Below are 18,461 nucleotides of genomic sequence, written 5' to 3'. Positions count from 1 at the left end.
GTTAAAATTCAATGTACGCTACTGGTACTTCATTAGTTAACCAAACTCCGTTTTCTGATATGTAAAATTTGAAACCGTCCTGGTACATTTTTGGTGCGTTGATACTCAAAATTACAGGTTTCCCTCTTCTGCTTCCCACTTTTATGGCTGTTTCTCTGTCTTGACTCAAATGGACGTGTTGTCGGCTCATTTTTTGTAAACCTTCTTTTCGAATAGCTTGTATGAATTTGTCCACTGTTCCATGATATAAAAAATGAATAGGTTCAACTTCTTTTAATTCTAATTCAACCGAAATGGAATGCCCTTGACTGGCTCTGATTTTAGTTTTATCCTCGTTAAAAGCGAATCGTTTTTTGTCATTGTTTTCTACTACGTAATCCAACAGCGTATAATCTAATTTCTTATGAAATTTATTACATTGTGTAATGAGTTCGTCTACATTTGCCCAACCGTTTTCGTCTAAAGTTAAGGCTATTTTTTCTGGTGCATGTCTTAGTACTAAACTAAGGAATTTGCTTATATCTTTTGTTATTTTTTCGTTCATATACATGTCGCTCCGCTGGAGTTTATAAAAGTTGTTCGTACAACTTGTAATTTTCTTCATCAAAACAGACAAAGGTTATCTCTTCTATGCTTTCTACTGGAAATTGCTTTACTGTTTCTATGGCAATTTTTGCTGCTTCGTTTTTAGGAAAGCGATAAATTCCTGTACTTATGTTTGGAAAAGCGATTGATTTTAATTGGTGCTTTTCGGCTAGTTGTAAGCAATTGTTATAACAAGTAGCTAATAACAGTTTTTTCTCTTCTTTATCTCCATTCCATACTGGACCAACGGTGTGAATGACATATTTTGAAGGTAAATTTCCTGCTGTTGTAATAACCGCTTCACCAACTGCGCAACCTCCTTGCTTATTTCGGATTGCCACGCATTCCTCTAAAACGGCTTTTCCACCAGCTCTATGAATCGCTCCATCCACTCCACCACCACCTAGTAAGGAAGTGTTGGCTGCGTTTACTATTGCGTCAACTGTTGTTTTTGTTATGTCGCCTTGTGTTAGTGTTAGTTTCATATACATGTCGCTCCTCTGGAGCTGTTTTTTCTTATTATAAATATTGAACTCCTCTGGAGTTTATAAAATCGATCTCCCTATTTTGTTTCTTTTACCAAAACATCAAATACTTTTTGCATGCCTATTGTTGCTTTTTCTTTTACATAAATGGCTCTTCCACCATAATTGCCTCCATCGTGATCTGGATTGATAATGATTAGTTGGGCATCATGCTTTATAAAGCTCAACAAATTAGCTGCTGGATAGACTTGTAAAGAAGTTCCAATTACCATAAAGATATCGGCTTGTTTAACCATTTCGATAGCTACTGGATATAAAGGCACGTCTTCTCCAAACCAAACAATATCTGGTCGTAATTGCGATTCGTCTTCTGCTTTATCTCCAATTTTTATGTCATCTAAACAATCGTACACTAATTTTCTATTGAGTGATGAACACATTTTATTTAGTTCTCCATGTATGTGTAAAATATTAGTTGAACCTGCTCTTTCATGTAAATCATCTATGTTTTGTGTGATAATTTGTACTTCGAAATATTCTTCCAATTGTTTTACTAAATGATGTGCTTGATTGGGTTCAACCTCTTTTAATTTTCTTCTTCTTTCGTTATAGAATTCTAATACAACTTCTCTGTTTTTTCTCCACCCTTCTGGTGAAGCCACATCTTCAACTTTGTGGTTGTGCCATAATCCGTCAGCATCTCTGAAGGTTTGGATGCCACTTTCTGCACTTATTCCTGCTCCGGTTAATATTGCTATTTTTTTCATTTTTGTGTTCTTTTTTAATCTTTCATTCGATACATAATATCACTTCGTAATGCGTATTTGTAACCACTTTCTATTATTTTTCCTTCATGTCTGTAAGGATGATAAAAAACCAATAAATCACCTGTTTTGGGTTGAATGGTAAACAAATCTTCAAATTCGGTTTCACCGCCTTCAAATTCTTCGTTGAGATAGATTAGAAAAGTGAAAAAACTTTCTTCTTTTTCATTCCTTTTAAAACTTCCATCTCTATGCATTTTAAATCGTTGTCCTGAACTGTATTTGTAAAAACGGAACATTTCGTTTAAACTATCCACTTCATACATTCCTACTTCGTTATTTAAAAATGGTTTGGCTCTTTGGAACAATTCTTTTGCTAAAGTTTCATCTGTGTACAGAATTCTGTCGTTGTTTCTAACGCCTTTTAAAATGGATTGTCTATTTCCACCCATTTGCACTTTAGCTTCTTCATAACCTAATTGTTCACTTTTTTCTATTAAAACCACACATTCTTCTTTGGAAAGGAAGTTTTCTAGTACAAATATGTCTTTGTTATAAATGATCTTTTTCATTGTTACTTTCTTAATTCATCCCTAACTTCCATTAAAGCAAAGCCTAACAAATTTAATCCTTTCCATTTTTCAGGATTGTTACAATCTTTATCATCACTTGCCATACCAATTCCCCAAATAGGGTCGACTGGACTTGCTTCTACAATAACTCTTTCATTGGTACTCAAAAGAAATTGTTTTAAATCTTGATCTTGACTGAACTTATAGAAGTTTCCTTCTTTTACTATTTGAAATCTATTGGCTAGCCAAGTTTCATTATCATAATTACGAACTTCTCTTCCTAGTTTTTTGGCTTCAGCTGGTGATTTACAAAGTAGTATTTTTTCTAACACTCCATTATCTCCAAATAATTCCGCTTTCTTTGCCATCATCCAATGTTCGGCTGTTTTGTATTCAATTCCTTCCACTGTAAAACTACTTTTCCACCATTGACTGAAACAAGTTTTTGTGATTGTTCCGTCTTTTGAAGGTTGGTGACCCCAAAAGAATAGGAATTTATTGTCTGTATTTATATTTTCAATTGTGTATTTCATATTTCTTACTTAATGTATCACATAGTTTTGTGATGTCGTTTTTTCTAGCTAGTACGTTAATCCATTCTTCAGGAATACTTTCGTATCCATATAGTAATCCTGCTAATCCTCCTGCGATGGCTGCTGTTGTATCGGTGTCACCTCCTAAGTTTACAGCTTTTAAAACTGTTTCTTCGTAGGTATTGGATTTTAACAAACACCATAAACTGGCTTCGAGGCTACTTAAAACATAACCGCTTGAACTTATTTCTTTTTCTTTTAATTCAGCTAACTTGACTAGTTCATAGTCTCCAATTTGGTTTTCTAATACTCTATGAAATTTATCTATTTCTACTTGCGAACAAATAGGATTATTTATTAGAAAATCATTTACCTTTTCTTTCATTCCTTCGAAAGCTTCCTCTTTATTTTTCCCTTCTAAAAGCAATAAAGCATATTCTATGTAGATAAAACAAGCTATGACTGATCTTATGTGAGCATGCGTAATTGATGAAACTTCTCTCACTGTATCAAATCTTTTAGTAATGCTAAAATCTTTCACATAGAATAGCAAGGGAAGAATTCGCATTAAAGAACCATTTCCGTTATCTCTTTCAGATGTGCCACCAGCTAATAATGGATTTGTTCCGTTTTCAATTGAATGTATAGCTAAATTTGTAGCAATTCCTATATCAAAAACACGTCCATGTGGTGTCCAAAGTTGTCCTTGTCTCCAAAGCACGAAATTATTAGCAATATCATTTACATTATATCCTTTGCATAAGCTTTCAGCCAAACAAAAAGTTAATGAACTATCGTCGCTCCAAGTTCCTCTTGGTTGTGCATGTGAGCCGTTTTCTCGCATATTAACAACTGGAAATCTTGCTAATAATTCCCTATCTTGAAATTCTACAGGAACTCCTAAAGCATCACCAACCGCAACTCCGAATAAAGCGCTATGTGCTTGGTTTATTTTCATTTTTAACTCTCTTTAGTTGCTATCTTCAATTTTTCATTCAATTCATTATCCTTGAAAACCAATGGTTTTTCCAATGGAATCATCAATTTTTCTAAGGTGTTGTTTTTTACATTTTCATATTCATGGGCTACAAAATTGCTGATGTTTTCTATTAACAAAATGTCTTCTTTTGCAAATGTTTTTATAAACTCGTTTCGCAAACCAATTTGTATGGCTCTTCGTTCTAATTTGGCTCCATAAGGATCGTGATCTGGATCCCATTGCAAACGCACATTAGAGGATTTCACTTCATTTTGCCATTCTTCATGTGTCATCCCTTCTACTTGATTGAAAGAGGAATAAACAGCGTTTTTTAAATAAGTTTCAAAAGCCTCTCTTTTTAAATGTATGGCCAAAACCACTTCTTGACCTTCTTTTGTTCCCCAACCGTTTCTGTACATCATCCAAAGAAAATTGGGCTTTATCCAAGTCATTCTTTCTAAACTGAATGCACCACCAAAGAATTGGTTTTTGACTGCAAATTCTCCAATTTCTTTTCTGTAAGACTGGTACACTATTATCTTTTCATCATCATATTGCGCCATGATGTGATAGCCTTCTTTTGGCCATTCTTGTATTTGTTCTGTATATTTTTTTAATTCTAATTTCATTTTTAAGTTGATTTATTCCTTTCAATCTGCATTTTACATTAAACCAAATTTCTCTTCTAGTTGTTGATCTAATTTCTTTAGATATTCTTTTCCAAAAGCTCCGTTTTCTAATTCTTCTAATAAGAATGCAGGTAAGATTTTATCACACGCTTTCTTCTGACTTAAAATTGCCATACATAATTCGGCCACAGTATCCGTATCACCTCCAAAATCGATACAATATTTTAAACAGTCTTTCATCGAAGTAGCTTCTGAAACTATTTTTATTACTGCTTTTGTTGTGGGATAACCGTGCATATCGATAGGAGAAGTAACTTCATATATTTCATTTTCACCTAAAGTTTCATTTATAAAAGAGATTAAGTCGTTATTTTTATCTAAATCATATCTATAAAAATGTACAGCTAGTGCAATTCTTTTGGCACATTGAATTCCCTCTATAGTATCATGTGATACTTTTGCTTGAATTTCACAAAAAGAAAGTAGTTTTTGAATATCTTTTATATACCCTATTGAGTAAGCTCGCATCGCTGAACCATTACCACCACTTTGATTATTTATTATCTGAATAAAATCAGAACCGCTTTTACTTGTATCCAAAGCATTATAAACTCTATTTGAATAACCTCTTCTTTTATCTCTGTGAAAAGCAATTACAAATTTATTGGCTACTTTTTCTGCTGTCCAGTTATCTTCTTCTAAAAGTAATTCGGCTATAGCGATTGCCATTTGCGTATCATCTGTATATCTTTTATAGATTTCTGTATACATTCCGTGTTTGTGATATTGAGTCAAATCATTATATTTTTCAATATAATTCATTTCTTGAAACTCAAAACCTGCTCCATAAGCGTCTCCTATTGCTGCTTCTAAAATCATTTTTTTCTTTTTTATGTGTTCTCGATACATTTTTTATTCCACTACATTCCATAAAAAACACTCGAACTGATGCATGACTATTCTATTTTTAACGTAATCACTTCTACATTCTCATTCTCAATATCTTTGAAAGAATTGGTTGTAAAAATCTTTTTAAATACGCTTAGACTTTCAAATCCTTTATTAAAAATACCGTGACTTACTGCCAAGTATAAGTTGCCTGCGCTTTTGTTTTTTAATTCTTCGGCTAAGCCAATAAATGTGCCTCCTCCATCGCAAATATCATCTACGATTAAGCAATCTTTGCCTTGTAAATCTTCTGAATAAACTTTGAAACCTGATAATTTTCCCGTTTTTACATCTCTACTTTTACTACATTCTATTACTTCAACACCTCCTAAATATTCCGATACTTTATAAATTTTCTTTAAAGCTCCTCCATCTGGTGAAATTAATAAAACTTCGTTTCCTATCTTTTTAATTACTTGTTGGATAAAATCGTAATTAGCTACTACTTCGCAGTTATTCAATAAAGCTGGTGTAACTTCAGAATGAGGATCGAATACTTGGATTTTATTCAAATTTAAACTATTAATAATGTTTGCATAGACTTTCACTGACAAAGGTTCGCCCAGAATCATTACACGATCTTGTCTTGCAGCTGGAAAGTAAGGAATAAAAGCATTAATGCTTTTTACACCCATTCTTCGTAAAGCATCGATAGCTAAACAGAACAACCCTAAATCGTTAAAAGAATTCAATCGATGCGTAACGGTCACCGTAGCTGTAGTATCAAAGTTTGCTGTGATCTTTATATGTGGTTCGCCTCCTGAAAAGATAAAACTCTGAAATTCAATTGCGTTTTCTTTTCCTAAAGGAATAAAATTTTTATCTAAATTAAGTATCATATTATGTTTGTGTTTATTTTACACAAATGTATGATTTAATTTTTTTCTGACAAAATATTTTTTGTGTATTTTTTACACTAACTTAATTTCGAAATAAATCCCTTCTTTTTCAAGACGCTTATATTCAGCTATATCAAAAGCATATAGTTTTGCTGGACGTCCTGTTTTTTTAGTTGCATATTCTTCTGTTTCTCTTATAAAACCGAAGCTCATCATTTTCTTTCTAAAATTTCTTCTATCAATTTCTTTACCTATAATTGTAGTGTATAAATTCTCCAAATGAGAAAACAAAAATTTATTTGGCAATAAATCAAATCCAATAGGTTGATAGGTTAGTTTATCTTTTAACCTTTTAATTGCTATTTGAATAATTTCGTTGTGATCAAATGCAAGATTTGGAATTTTATCAACTTCTACCCATGACACATTATCTGCATCTGTATTTGCTATTAAAGTTAGTTTTGAAGAATCGACTAGTGCAAAATAAGCAACAGAAACAACCCTATTTCTTGGATCTCTAGAGATATCATCTCCAAATGTATATAATTGTTCCAAGTAATTCACTGAGACATTAGTTTCTTCTTTCAACTCGCGTTTTACAGCTTCTATTAAAGCTTCATCTTCTTTTACTAAACCGCCAGGAAGTGCCCAATACGTATTTTGACTTCCAAATTTTTGTTGGATTAGCAATACATATAGTTTTGATTTTTGGTATCCAAAAACTACCGCATCTACTGCTATTTTAATATTTTGAGGATTTGAGGACATAGGAAAGTGTATATACTACGCAAATATAACTGTTTTTTGTTTTTATGATAAATGTTTGTTTATTCATTTCACCATTTTAGATGGTTTGACTTTTTTAATATCATCTTTTGTAAGATAATTCTCTTTATTTTGCAAATACAAGTCATGAAAAAAATTATATTATGTATTTATAGCACTACTGATTAGTGTTTTAATTTCTTGTAAAAATGAAACTAAAACAATAGGAACAATACTACTTTCGATATTAATCCAATACCTGTTTTCAAACGTAGATTTTTTTTAGTTTACCAAAAGGATTGCAAACTACAAATAAGCCTATAAAGAAAAACTTTGATATTATCTATTTTTCAATAGATAGCATAATGACTCTATTAGAAAGGAAGAATTTGAAAGAACTATATTCATCAAGAACACAATAGTGATGAAGGTTGGTCATTACACTATTTTTAAAAAAGTTATGATGAATATGAGCGTTATCATGACCAAACCACATATTTAGGCGAAGATAGTTCAATAAGGTATGCTGATTAAACTATAAAAGTTTATGTTATACGACGTTCAAATGGTAATGATATTTATATTAACCTGATGGTAAAGAAGCTGTTGCTGAAAATATCAAAGGAGCTACAAGCCAATCCTAATTTAAAATAAACATTAATGGTTATACTGATAATATCGGAAATGACACTTGTAATATACAACTTTCAAAGAATAGAGCTGAAACAGTTAAGAAAGCTATTATTACTTCTGGTATTGAATATGCTCTTTTATCATCAGATGGATTTGGCTCAAAAGATCCTATTTCAGATAATAATTCTAAAGAAGGTAGAGCTCAAAATAGAAGAGTGGAATTAAAAAAATAAGGCTATAATTAACAAACGACCCTTCATTTAGAACAATTTTAAGTGAGGAATTTTTAATATGATTAACTATTAATAATTTTACTTAAATCAAACATTGGAGCATACATAGACACCATGATAACTCCTACCACAATTCCTATTACAATAATAATCATAGGTTCTAATATTACTCCTATCATTTTTGTTTGATGACTTATTTCTTCGTTATATTGATCTGTTAAGCGCTCAAACATCGTATCAAGTTGATTAATTTGTTCTGCTACTTCTACCATTGAAACTAACTTATTTTCATAAATAGTGTGTTTACGTAAACTTTCGTGTAATGAAGCTCCTTTAGTAATATCTGATTTAATAGTATCTATTGATTTTTCAATAGGATAAAATCCAATCATTTTTGAGGTTAATGATAATGATGTAAGTAAAGTAGTTTTTGAAGTAATCAATAAGTTCATTGATTGGCAAAAACGAGAAATATAAATTTTCCGTATGAGATTACCAAAATAAGGAATTTTCAATATTAAGGTTGAAATAAATTTACGATAGTTATCTTTTTCTCTCAATACAAAATGTGCTACTACTAATCCCATAATTGTTAAGAAAACCAATAAAAATATTGTTCCTGAATGATTTGAGATTTTAATAGAAATAATAATTTAATTCATCCTAAATTAAACGAAGTTTTAATTTCTTCTACAACATTTTTCAAAACACTATTTAAAGTATCATTTTTTCGACATAATAAAAAAACTTGTGTTGAAGGCATTTTTGGACTATCCCAAACCAATTGTATTTTCTTTTCTTTTAAATGTTTTTCAACATTGATATCCCAAACTATTGAAATTCCTGTATTTTTTGATAGTGATTCCAACATTTCATATTCTGAAGGAATAATATAGTTTGAAATTATAGATGGTCTTTTTTTATCAAATACATAGAGCCAAAACAATTTTACATGCGGAATTCTAGCATCAAAATTATACCATTTTTGATGATTCAACCAATTTTCTACTTCTGTAAAATTTTCTTTTTTAATTTCTTCTTTAATTGTTTTTATTTCTAAATCAGGACTTGAAATCATGATTTGTTTGATTTTCCCTAATTCACTTTGAACAGTATCAAAGGTGTCATACTTCTTAGTGACTATAGCAAAATCAATTTTTTTATTATCAACTAAATTAAATAACTCATCGTTTTCAGCATAAGTAAAATCAATAAAATCAAATTTTGATATTAATTGATTTCCAATACTTGAAAACAAATGTTTTGAAATTCCTACGGAAACTAGTTTATTTGCGTTAAACGCTTTTGTCCTGAAACCATTTTCAACGTTTTCTAATCTATCTAATGCTTCAATTATAAGATTATTGAGCAACTTAGCGTATTCTGTTGGCTCAACTCCTTTTGATTTTCTATTAAACAATTTATAACCAACATGTGCTTCTAACATTGCTATTTGTTGACTAACTGCTGGTTGACTTATAAATAATTCCTTAGCAGCTAATGAGAAATTACCATTTTTATAAACTGATTTGAAGGTTCGATACCATTCTAAATTAACCATGATATAAATATATTTATTACAAACATAATTTAAATTATTTTTACTAATACCATTATAATTGTAATTTTGATAAAAATTAATTAAAAGCATGAAAAAAATTATAGCTGCATCTATTTTAATGGTAACATTAGGATGCAAAGAGAATAAAGAAAGTAAAGAACAGAAGCAAGAAGAACAAACAATAAAACAAGAATCAATGAAAAAAGTATTATTTGTAGTTACTAGTCATGATAAGTTAGGAGAAACTGAAGAAAAAACAGGATTTTGGATTGAAGAATTTGCAGCTCCTTACTATGAATTAGTCGATCAAGGTATTGAAGTAACAATTGCTTCTCCTCTTGGAGGTCAACCACCTATCGACCCAAGAAGTGCTGATCCATCCTCTGCAACTGAAGACACGAAAAGATTTGACAAGGATAAAATTTTACAAGAAAAATTAGCAAACACTGCTAAATTAGTAGACATTAACCAAACTGATTATGATGCTGTCTTTTATCCAGGAGGTCATGGCCCATTATGGGATTTGGCTTCTAGTGAAACCTCAAAAGATTTAATTACTTCTTTTTATACAAACAATAAACCTATTGCTTTTGTTTGTCATGCTCCAGCAGTATTAAAAGATGTTAAAGTAAACGGAGAATTTTTAGTAAAAGGTAAAAAAGTCACTGGCTTTTCAAATGCAGAAGAAGAAGCTATTGGTTTAACTAAAATAGTACCTTTCTTATTAGAAGATGCTTTACAAATTAATGGAGCTGAATATAGTAAAGGAGAAAATTGGACACCATATGCAGTAGAAGATGGATTACTAATTACGGGTCAAAATCCAGCTTCATCAAAATTAGTAGCTCAAAAATTAATACAACAATTAAAAAAATAAAAACATGTTAAACTTTGAATTATATAATCCTGTAAACTATGTTTTCGGGAAAGGACAAATAGAAAAACTAAACGATTTAGTCCCAAATAATGCTAAAATTCTAATTGCTTATGGAGGAGGAAGTATTTTTAAGAATGGGATATATGACCAAGTTAAAACCGCTTTACCAAACCATGACATTATTGAATTTGGAGGCATTGAACCAAATCCACGTTTTGAAACTTTGATGAAAGCAGTAGAAATTATTCGTGCTGAAAAAATTGATTTTATATTAGCAGTTGGTGGTGGAAGTGTTATTGATGGTGTAAAATTTATTTCAGCAGCCGTTAATTATGAAGGTGATACTGTTGATATTTTAAGAAAACGTATTTTATTTAAGGATGTTTCTAAAGTTATTCCTTTTGGAACGGTTTTAACCTTACCAGCAACAGGCTCTGAAATGAATTCTGGTGCAGTAGTAACTATTGATGCTACTCAAGAGAAATTAACGCTAGGAGGAAGCGCTTTATTTCCTGTTTTCTCTATAGTTGACCCAACGGTTATTATTTCATTACCAAAAAGACAATTACAAAATGGCGTAGTAGATGCTTTTACTCATGTAATGGAACAATATTTAACTTACACACACGATGCTTTTCTACAAGACAGAATAGCCGAAAGTATTTTACAAACCTTAATCGAAATAGGACCAGATGTTGTTGAAAACCCAAGTGATTACAAGTTGGCTTCAAATTTTGTTTGGAGTGCAACTATGGCTTTAAATGGATTAATTCAAAAAGGAGTTCCTTCGGATTGGGCAACACACATGATCGGCCACGAACTAACCGCTTTATACGAAATTGATCACGCTAGAACTTTGGCTATTATTGGTCCTAACTTATACAAAGTAATGTTTGAAACAAAAAAAGAAAAATTAGCACAATACGGAAAGCGCGTATGGAATATTTCAGAAGGTTCCACAGAAGAAATTGCAGAAAAAGCGATTGAAAAAACCATTTCATTCTTTCATACTATGGGAATGAAAACAAAATTATCCGAAAACACAGAAAATTATCAAAAAACTGCTGATTTTATTGTTAATCGTTTTGAAGAAAGAGGTTGGAAAGCTATGGGTGAAAAACAAAATATTACTCTTGAAAAAGTAAGAGCAATTGTTGAAATGAGTTACTAATTTTTAAGGATTATTTTAACTGTTGATTTCTCTCTAAGAAAATAAAATGCTTTCTCAAAATCTTAGGAAACTAATTTAAAACTCTTCTTGATAATAAACTTACACGTTTTAAAAACAAAGTAAAAAACAAAAAAAGCGTTCAAGATTTATTCTTGAACGCTTTTACTAACCAACCAAAACTAAATAGATTAACCCAAAACTATTTAAAAAATTATACTTAGAAAACGGATCATAGGATATTAAATTGCATTCAAAAAACTAAAAAAATGTTAAATTTACATTTCTTGATACTTCGTAATGAAAAAGTGTAATTTCTAATATTGAAACTATTTCTTTACCTTTGGATTTCCTAAAAATTTTTAAAAAATGGAAAAACCAAAGTTTGCCGTAATTGGTGGAGGAAGTTGGGCAACTGCTATCGCAAAAATGTTGTGTGAAAACCAAGAAAAAATTGCTTGGTATATGAGAAGTTCGTATGCTTTAGAGTGCATAAAACATCAAAAACACAACCCTAACTATTTAAGTTCTGTCCAATTTGACAATACTAAATTAATTCTTACTAATGATATTAATGAAGCTGTTGCATTTGCAGATTATATCATATTTGCAATTCCGTCTGCTTTTTTAAATTCTGAATTAGAAAAATTAACAGAAGATTTATCGAATAAAATAATATTCTCTGCAATTAAAGGTATTGTTCCTGAAACAAGCTTAATTGTTGGAGAACACTTTCATACAATTTATAACATTCCATACGATAATATTGGTGTTTTAACTGGCCCTTGCCATGCCGAAGAAGTTGCTATGGAACGTTTATCCTATTTAACTATAGCTTGTAGCGATAGAGAAAAAGCAAAATATGTTGCCAAAAATCTAAGTTCATATTATATAAAAGCAAAAACTACAGATGATATTATAGGAACTGAATATGCCGCTGTATTAAAAAATATTTATTCTATTGCTGCTGGAATCGCCCATGGCTTAGGATATGGTGATAATTTTCAGGCTGTTTTAATGAGTAATGCAATTCGTGAGATGAAAAAATTCATTAGAAAAGTACATAAAATGAAACGCAACATTAATAATTCTGCATATTTAGGTGACTTATTAGTTACGGGTTATTCCGTTTTTTCTAGAAATAGAATGTTTGGAAATATGATAGGAAAAGGTTACACCGTAAAATCGGCACAAATGGAAATGAGTATGATTGCAGAAGGATATTATGCAGCAAAAAGTGCTTATCACTTAAATGAAGAGCATAAAGCTGATACTCCAATCATTAACGCAGTTTATCGTATTTTATATGAAGGTAAAGAAGCAAAAGCAGAGTTTAAAAAGCTTACAGAAAAATTAAATTAAAAAACACATATTTTAACCGTTCTTTATAAAAAAAATCTAAAATATTGAATTTCAGTATTTTAGATTTTTTTTGCTTTACGCACAAAAAAAACAATGCGCTAAAAATCAGCAACATACAAACAATTCTCTTGGTGTAAAAAATAGATAGTACATTCGCAAAAAATTTGAACATATTATGGACTCATTAATTAATCATCCTGTTATTATAACCGTTTTTACCATTGTAATTATTGCAATGTTACTTCTCGATTTAGGTGTTTTAAATAAAAAAAGTCATGCTATAAGTAATAAAGAAGCTGCATTTTGGTCTGTTTTGTGGATTTCACTAGCCATGGGATTTAGTGCAATCATTTATAAATACATGGGTTTTGAAAAATTTGCTCAATTTCAAGGTGCTTATTGGATTGAAAAGGCTTTATCTGTAGACAACTTATTTGTTTTCATATTGGTCTTTGGTTATTTTAATGTAGCTAAAGAATCACAACATAAAGTTCTATTTTGGGGTGTTTTGGGTGCTTTAATCTTTAGAGCTATTTTCATCTTTTCAGGTGTTTGGATTTTAAATTACACTTATTTACCTGAAATGACACTCTTCGGATATGATGTAAAAATCAATTATTTACTTACTATTTTTGGTATTATTCTTATTGTTGCTGGATTTAAATCGTGGTTTAGTCATAGTGAAGATGATGGTGATAAGGATTTTTCTAAAAGCCCTGGATCAAAATTGGTTCATAAGTTTTTTAAAGTTAGTACAAAATTTGATGGTGATAAATTTTTCACTATTGAAAATGGTGTAAAAATGGCAACTCCATTATTAGTTGTAGTAACTATTATTGAATTTACTGATTTACTATTTGCCGTAGATAGTATTCCTGCTATTTTTGCTATTGCTCCTGATGATCCTTTTATTCTCTATACTTCAAATATCTTTGCCATTTTAGGATTGCGTTCGCTTTATTTCTTATTGGCTAATTTCATGTATATGTTTAGTCGCTTACATTATGGTTTAGCACTTATATTAGGATTCATAGGTGTAAAAATGATTATTGCGCCTTTTATCCATATCTCTTCTTTAACATCATTACTAGTTGTTGGCAGTGTTTTAGTTATTTCTGTAATTTGGTCTTTATTATTTCCAATAAAGAAATAAAAACATTTGTGTATAATATATACATTTTAACATTTATTTTAATGACTTTTACACATTACAGATCTATTGGAAAAAACATAAACCCCTACAAAACAAAGCATTAATAAAATTAGTGATTACTATTCTTTTTTGGCATATTTTTTTCAATTGTATATAACATTAGTAATCATTAAAAAAATTATTGTTATGAAAAAAGTAGTTTTATTGGCAGCTTTTGCATTTGCCACAGTTTCAACATTCGCTAAGACAGACGTTAATTCAACAGCTATTGAAGTTATCAAGCTTCAGGAAGGATATAAAGAAATTTCTGTTGATGAATTACCAGATGCAGTTAAAGAAGCTGTAAAGAAAGATTTTAAAGATGCAAAAGTTCTAAAAGCATTTGTTAATGAGAGTAAAGAATTTAAATTAGAGCTATTAGTAGGTGAAATTACACAAACTGTTTTTGTAGATGCAAACGGAAATTGGTTAGAAAAAGAGTAATTAAAAATTAATTTTCTTTACATAAAAATGCTATCTCAATGAGATAGCATTTTTTTATATTACTTTTATGTCATAATAAGTACAAAATAATTATTTTTAAAAAAAAATTCAAATGCCAAAGATATTAATCATTGAGGATGATAATACTTTCAACAACATGCTTTTACATTTTTTAAAACGAAATGATTACACTGTTGTACAAACTTTTACTGCGAAAGAAGCCATAGAACAATTAGAATTTCACTCTTTTGACATCATTCTCTCCGATTTGCGCTTACCAGATCAGGATGGTCTATCATTACTTCCTATCCTAAAAGAACGAAACATTGACACTCCTTTTATATTAATGACGGCTTATGCAGATGTTAAAACTGCTGTAAAAGCGATGAAAATGGGTGCTGCCGATTATATCTCAAAACCTTTTGTACCTGAAGAAGCTCTTTTGGTTTTACAAAAAATATTATCTTCTGGAAAAAAAGATTTTATTTCTAGAAAAAAAGAAAAAAAAGAACAACCAAAATCAGGTTTTTATTGGGGAAACGGTATTGCTTCTATAAAATTAAAGAAACATATTGATCTTGTAGCTCCAACTACTCTATCTGTATTAATTACAGGTGAAAATGGAACAGGGAAAGAAGTTGCCGCAAAAACAATTCACGAAAAAAGCAATCGATGTACAGGTCCTTTTATTGCTGTAGACTGTGGTGCTATTCCTAAAGACATTGCAGGAAGTGAATTTTTCGGACATATTAAAGGATCTTTTACAGGAGCTGTTAATGACAAAATAGGTTGTTTTGAAGCCGCAAATGGTGGTACTTTATTTTTAGATGAAATAGGAAATCTATCTTATGAAAATCAGGTTTTGCTACTTCGTGCTATTCAAGAACGAAAAATAAAAAAAATAGGTTCTAATATAGAAATCGATATTGATATTCGATTATTATCTGCTACAAATGAAAACTTAAAATCGGCGGTTGAAAATGGCTCTTTTAGAGAAGATTTATATCATCGATTAAATGAGTTTTCCATATTAATTCCTTCTCTTCGAGACAGAAAAGAAGATTTAGAGTCTTTTGCCTATTTATTTTTAGAAAAAGCAGCGTTACAACTGGAAAAAGATGTTACTAAAATTTCAGATGAAGCCTTACAAATTCTTTTTCAATATAATTGGCCAGGAAATTTAAGGGAATTACAAAATTACATTAAAAGAGCAACTCTCTTAAGTGCTGAAAACACTATTGAAGCTTCAAGTTTGCCCGAAGAATTAACTTTATCTAAATATCAGGAAAATAACTTTCAATTTGGATTAAAAGATGAAGCCGAAAAAGCTGCTATTTTAAATGCTTTATCAATTGCTAAAGGAAATAAATCAAGAGCAGCAGAGCTTTTAGGTGTTTCTAGAAAAACATTATACAATAAAATCAATCAGTATAAACTAACGTAAGGCTTTCTTTAAATTGGTTTAATTTAGTTAAAAGCAATTGAAAATCAGACTCTAATTGGTTTTGACTATTGGTATTTTCTTCTTTATGTTTTTCTTCCATTAAATTTAATAAAGAAAGTAATTCTTTTTTATCTAATTGACCAACCATAGTTTGCATTTTATGACATACTGATGTGATTTTATTTGCATCGTTGTTTTTTATTGCTTCTTCCAAAGAGGCAATATCTGATGTTAGTTCTTTTATATAGTTTTTTATAAAAAATCGTATATCTTCCTCATTATCTCCTAAATAAGCTTTTAAAATAGCATTATAAGAATCTCCATTTTCTACTATTTTAACTATTTTTTTTCCTGACAAAGTTGATATTGCGTTTAAAAGTTGATTTGGAGTAAATGGTTTTGCTAAAAAGGTATCAAAAGAAAAAGAAGACTCAATTGCTTCTTCATAAGGCAATTGTCCGCTTAAAACAATAACTTTTATATTTTGAGCAAAAGGAATCTTTCTAAGCTGAGTTAAAAAGGAATAACCACTCATTTTTGGCATGTGAATGTCTGTTAAAACAAATGTAGGCAGTTCTTCTTCACAGAAAGCTAATGCTTCATGTCCGTCAGAGAAAGTATAAATTTTTTCAAAATATGGTTGAAGTAATGATTTTGTAAGTTGAATTTGAGACATATCATCATCCAGAATAAGGCAACTCGTTAACACAATATCTTCTTTAAGATTTTCTTTTATTTTTTCTCTATAAGGCAAATTAACTGTAAATGTCGACCCTTCTCCTAATTCGCTTTCTAAATGAATTGTTCCTTCTAACAAATTTGACAATCTTTTACATATTGAAAGCCCTAAACCAGTTCCTCCATATAAAAGTTCAATTTCAGAGTTTTCTTGTGTAAATGAGTCGAATATTTTTTCGAAAGCATTTGATGCAATACCTATTCCTGTGTCTTTTATAGCAATTAAAAGACGATTATCTTCAATTTTAGTAATAATTGTTATACTCCCATTCTGTGTAAATTTATAAGCATTACTTATTAAATTGTATAAAATTTGTCTTATTTTATTATAATCTCCATAATAAACCAAATCTTCGGTTTCATCAATTTCAAATTTTAAATCTACCGTTTCTTTTTGATGTAAATCAGCAATATTCTGACCTGTCTCTTCTAAAAGTTCATTGAGTTCAAATTCTTGAAAAAGGACTTTTATTTTGCCTTTTTCCATTCTAACATAATCTAATAAATCTAATACTAATTGTTCAATATAGTGTGTTGCTGATTTTATTTTTAGCAGTTTTTCTCTATTCTCAAATAGGTTTTCTTTTTCTAGAAGTTGTGCACTATATCCTATTAATGACTGTAGAGGTGTTTTAATATCATGACTAACAGATGCCATTAACTGCTCTCTAGATTCTAAAAGAATTTCTGTTTTCTGCTTTTGTAACTCTAATTCTTGCCTATATTTTTTATTTTTAAGAAAATCTGTTGATAAAAGGATAAAGAAAAAAACAACAAGTATTAAACATATTATAGCCGCAATACTTAAAAGTCTTAAAGAATTTTCTTGATTTTCAATTTTTACTTTTTTTACTTTTTCTTGAGCAATAGCACTTGTTTCTCGAAGCTTTAATATTATATCTGATAATTTTTGAGTAATTACTAGTTCGTTTTTCAGTAATTCTACTTCTGTACTTTTTATTGCAATAGATTCCTGACTTCTTCTTTTTTGAGATTCTAATAGAATAATTTTTGAAGCTGTTAAAATAGAATCTGCTTCTTCATGAGAAATAGTATTAGTATCATCTTTTGGCACATTGCTATTTAAATAATCAACATATTCCTGAGCTACTTTTCTTTGATAAGGTGTTAAGTTTTTTGCATTCTTAAATAGACTTTCAATTTTTAATTTTCCTTTTATAGATTCTATATTCTCTATTTTTTTTACCACTTGATTAATAGGAACAGAAACGCTTCTTTTGTTTTGAAGATCTAATAATTTTAACACATTGTATTCTTTGTCTCTTAAATATCTCTTTAAGGAATCAACAATCGTTAATTCGTTTTTTAAAACACTAGTTTTTAGAGTGTCTAGTTTTAAGATTATTTTTTCATTTTCTTTTAAAAACGAAACGATATTCTTTTTTGTTTTTGTTTGTAAAGCAATTCTTGATAAGTTATCTGTTTGATAGATATCACGAATTAACTCTGTATAAGCCAATTGATTTTCATCAATCGTATCTGTTTTTAATAGTCTATTTAGCTTTGATTGTTGTTGAAATAAATACCAAACTGAAAAGGCCATTAATCCTAATAACAATAAATAACTCAATAATAATTTAAAGGAAGTGTATTTAGAAATAGCAGCCATTTAATGAATTTAGTAAATGAAATACAAATATACTATTTACAAAAAAATAAGAATCATAACATAATGAGAAAGAAAAAAAT

20 protein-coding genes are annotated in these 18,461 nt (G+C 29.8%); 7 read left to right on the top strand and 13 right to left on the bottom strand.

All coding sequences use genetic code 11. The features are described from left to right. Position 1: 1 nt before the first annotated feature. From SY27_RS12070 to SY27_RS12025, 10 genes are all read right to left on the bottom strand, one after another. Entirely contained in the window at positions 2–544 is a 543-nt protein-coding gene (locus tag SY27_RS12070) for an RNA 2'-phosphotransferase (protein ID WP_045971135.1), read from the bottom strand. A gap of 22 nt (positions 545–566) precedes the next feature. Beyond that, the gene (locus tag SY27_RS12065) at positions 567–1,070 is read right to left on the bottom strand and encodes an O-acetyl-ADP-ribose deacetylase (RefSeq protein ID WP_082084360.1); all 504 of its coding nucleotides are present in this window, start codon (positions 1,068–1,070) and stop codon (positions 567–569) included. Between the two features lie 77 nt (positions 1,071–1,147). Beyond that, the gene (locus SY27_RS12060) at positions 1,148–1,837 is read right to left on the bottom strand and encodes an NAD-dependent deacylase (protein ID WP_045970623.1); all 690 of its coding nucleotides are present in this window, start codon (positions 1,835–1,837) and stop codon (positions 1,148–1,150) included. 14 nt (positions 1,838–1,851) lie between these two features. Next, a complete protein-coding gene (locus SY27_RS12055) occupies positions 1,852–2,406 on the bottom strand; it encodes a 2OG-Fe(II) oxygenase (protein ID WP_045970621.1) in 555 nt (184 codons plus the stop codon). A 2-nt stretch (positions 2,407–2,408) separates the two neighbouring features. Further along, positions 2,409–2,939 carry an NADAR family protein gene (locus SY27_RS12050; RefSeq protein WP_045970619.1) on the bottom strand — a complete coding sequence of 177 codons (531 nt, stop codon included), beginning with the start codon at positions 2,937–2,939 and terminating at the stop codon, positions 2,409–2,411. Next, positions 2,923–3,897 carry an ADP-ribosylglycohydrolase family protein gene (locus SY27_RS12045; RefSeq protein ID WP_045970617.1) on the bottom strand — a complete coding sequence of 325 codons (975 nt, stop codon included), beginning with the start codon at positions 3,895–3,897 and terminating at the stop codon, positions 2,923–2,925. Before SY27_RS12045 ends, SY27_RS12050 begins: the two co-directional genes overlap by 17 nt. A gap of 2 nt (positions 3,898–3,899) precedes the next feature. Further along, complete coding sequence (locus SY27_RS12040) at positions 3,900–4,547, bottom strand: DUF4291 domain-containing protein (RefSeq protein WP_045970615.1); 648 nt, start codon at positions 4,545–4,547, stop codon at positions 3,900–3,902. Between the two features lie 33 nt (positions 4,548–4,580). Then, positions 4,581–5,426 (bottom strand): ADP-ribosylglycohydrolase family protein, encoded by an 846-nt coding sequence (locus SY27_RS12035; protein ID WP_045971133.1) that lies wholly within the window; start codon positions 5,424–5,426, stop codon positions 4,581–4,583. A 77-nt stretch (positions 5,427–5,503) separates the two neighbouring features. Further along, positions 5,504–6,334, bottom strand: a complete 831-nt coding sequence (gene prs, locus SY27_RS12030) for a ribose-phosphate diphosphokinase (RefSeq protein ID WP_045970613.1) — start codon at positions 6,332–6,334, stop codon at positions 5,504–5,506. Between the two features lie 72 nt (positions 6,335–6,406). Beyond that, complete coding sequence (locus SY27_RS12025; protein ID WP_045970611.1) at positions 6,407–7,102, bottom strand: NUDIX domain-containing protein; 696 nt, start codon at positions 7,100–7,102, stop codon at positions 6,407–6,409. Between the two features lie 647 nt (positions 7,103–7,749). Between SY27_RS12025 and SY27_RS19285 the strand changes: the two genes are divergently transcribed. Continuing rightward, the gene (locus SY27_RS19285) at positions 7,750–7,965 is read left to right on the top strand and encodes an OmpA family protein (RefSeq protein WP_082084359.1); all 216 of its coding nucleotides are present in this window, start codon (positions 7,750–7,752) and stop codon (positions 7,963–7,965) included. Between the two features lie 62 nt (positions 7,966–8,027). Here the strand turns inward: SY27_RS19285 and SY27_RS12015 are convergent, their stop codons facing one another. Both SY27_RS12015 and SY27_RS12010 read right to left on the bottom strand, forming a co-directional pair. Further along, positions 8,028–8,552, bottom strand: coding sequence for a type II secretion system F family protein (locus SY27_RS12015; protein WP_082084355.1), 525 nt, complete (start codon positions 8,550–8,552; stop codon positions 8,028–8,030). 71 nt (positions 8,553–8,623) lie between these two features. Then, positions 8,624–9,616 (bottom strand): LysR family transcriptional regulator, encoded by a 993-nt coding sequence (locus SY27_RS12010; RefSeq protein ID WP_235270970.1) that lies wholly within the window; start codon positions 9,614–9,616, stop codon positions 8,624–8,626. Between SY27_RS12010 and SY27_RS12005 the strand changes: the two genes are divergently transcribed. From SY27_RS12005 to SY27_RS11980, 6 genes are all read left to right on the top strand, one after another. Further along, positions 9,615–10,403, top strand: a complete 789-nt coding sequence (locus SY27_RS12005) for a type 1 glutamine amidotransferase domain-containing protein (RefSeq protein ID WP_045970607.1) — start codon at positions 9,615–9,617, stop codon at positions 10,401–10,403. The genes SY27_RS12010 and SY27_RS12005 overlap by 2 nt on opposite strands. Before the next feature lie 4 nt (positions 10,404–10,407). Then, a complete protein-coding gene (locus SY27_RS12000; protein ID WP_045970605.1) occupies positions 10,408–11,574 on the top strand; it encodes an iron-containing alcohol dehydrogenase in 1,167 nt (388 codons plus the stop codon). Between the two features lie 366 nt (positions 11,575–11,940). Then, positions 11,941–12,933 carry an NAD(P)H-dependent glycerol-3-phosphate dehydrogenase gene (locus SY27_RS11995; RefSeq protein WP_045970603.1) on the top strand — a complete coding sequence of 331 codons (993 nt, stop codon included), beginning with the start codon at positions 11,941–11,943 and terminating at the stop codon, positions 12,931–12,933. Between the two features lie 175 nt (positions 12,934–13,108). Next, the gene (locus SY27_RS11990; protein WP_045970601.1) at positions 13,109–14,086 is read left to right on the top strand and encodes a TerC/Alx family metal homeostasis membrane protein; all 978 of its coding nucleotides are present in this window, start codon (positions 13,109–13,111) and stop codon (positions 14,084–14,086) included. Positions 14,087–14,272: 186 nt separating this feature from the next. Continuing rightward, positions 14,273–14,569, top strand: coding sequence for a hypothetical protein (locus SY27_RS11985; RefSeq protein WP_045970599.1), 297 nt, complete (start codon positions 14,273–14,275; stop codon positions 14,567–14,569). Between the two features lie 112 nt (positions 14,570–14,681). Further along, a complete protein-coding gene (locus tag SY27_RS11980; RefSeq protein WP_045970597.1) occupies positions 14,682–16,013 on the top strand; it encodes a sigma-54 dependent transcriptional regulator in 1,332 nt (443 codons plus the stop codon). On the opposite strand, the gene SY27_RS11975 is transcribed toward SY27_RS11980, so the two are convergent. Then, on the bottom strand, positions 15,991–18,381 hold the full coding sequence (locus SY27_RS11975; protein ID WP_045970595.1) for a hybrid sensor histidine kinase/response regulator: 2,391 nt from the start codon (positions 18,379–18,381) through the stop codon (positions 15,991–15,993). The two genes, SY27_RS11980 and SY27_RS11975, sit on opposite strands and share 23 nt — an antisense overlap. Positions 18,382–18,461: the final 80 nt, after the last annotated feature.

It is taken from the genome of Flavobacterium sp. 316 (genome assembly GCF_000967805.1).
Taxonomy (GTDB): domain Bacteria; phylum Bacteroidota; class Bacteroidia; order Flavobacteriales; family Flavobacteriaceae; genus Flavobacterium; species Flavobacterium sediminilitoris.
The sequence above is the reverse complement of the archived record's forward strand: the minus strand, read 5'-3'. Positions and strand labels throughout refer to the sequence as shown.

Coding starts and splice junctions, on each gene's coding strand:
- SY27_RS12070 (WP_045971135.1), bottom strand. CDS start 544: ATGAACGAAAAAATAACAAAAGATATAAGCAAATTCCTTAGTTTAGTA.
- SY27_RS12065 (WP_082084360.1), bottom strand. CDS start 1,070: ATGAAACTAACACTAACACAAGGCGACATAACAAAAACAACAGTTGAC.
- SY27_RS12060 (WP_045970623.1), bottom strand. CDS start 1,837: ATGAAAAAAATAGCAATATTAACCGGAGCAGGAATAAGTGCAGAAAGT.
- SY27_RS12055 (WP_045970621.1), bottom strand. CDS start 2,406: ATGAAAAAGATCATTTATAACAAAGACATATTTGTACTAGAAAACTTC.
- SY27_RS12050 (WP_045970619.1), bottom strand. CDS start 2,939: ATGAAATACACAATTGAAAATATAAATACAGACAATAAATTCCTATTC.
- SY27_RS12045 (WP_045970617.1), bottom strand. CDS start 3,897: ATGAAAATAAACCAAGCACATAGCGCTTTATTCGGAGTTGCGGTTGGT.
- SY27_RS12040 (WP_045970615.1), bottom strand. CDS start 4,547: ATGAAATTAGAATTAAAAAAATATACAGAACAAATACAAGAATGGCCA.
- SY27_RS12035 (WP_045971133.1), bottom strand. CDS start 5,426: ATGATTTTAGAAGCAGCAATAGGAGACGCTTATGGAGCAGGTTTTGAG.
- prs (WP_045970613.1), bottom strand. CDS start 6,334: ATGATACTTAATTTAGATAAAAATTTTATTCCTTTAGGAAAAGAAAAC.
- SY27_RS12025 (WP_045970611.1), bottom strand. CDS start 7,102: ATGTCCTCAAATCCTCAAAATATTAAAATAGCAGTAGATGCGGTAGTT.
- SY27_RS12015 (WP_082084355.1), bottom strand. CDS start 8,552: ATGGGATTAGTAGTAGCACATTTTGTATTGAGAGAAAAAGATAACTAT.
- SY27_RS12005 (WP_045970607.1), top strand. CDS start 9,615: ATGAAAAAAATTATAGCTGCATCTATTTTAATGGTAACATTAGGATGC.
- SY27_RS12010 (WP_235270970.1), bottom strand. CDS start 9,616: ATGCTTTTAATTAATTTTTATCAAAATTACAATTATAATGGTATTAGT.
- SY27_RS12000 (WP_045970605.1), top strand. CDS start 10,408: ATGTTAAACTTTGAATTATATAATCCTGTAAACTATGTTTTCGGGAAA.
- SY27_RS11995 (WP_045970603.1), top strand. CDS start 11,941: ATGGAAAAACCAAAGTTTGCCGTAATTGGTGGAGGAAGTTGGGCAACT.
- SY27_RS11990 (WP_045970601.1), top strand. CDS start 13,109: ATGGACTCATTAATTAATCATCCTGTTATTATAACCGTTTTTACCATT.
- SY27_RS11985 (WP_045970599.1), top strand. CDS start 14,273: ATGAAAAAAGTAGTTTTATTGGCAGCTTTTGCATTTGCCACAGTTTCA.
- SY27_RS11980 (WP_045970597.1), top strand. CDS start 14,682: ATGCCAAAGATATTAATCATTGAGGATGATAATACTTTCAACAACATG.
- SY27_RS11975 (WP_045970595.1), bottom strand. CDS start 18,381: ATGGCTGCTATTTCTAAATACACTTCCTTTAAATTATTATTGAGTTAT.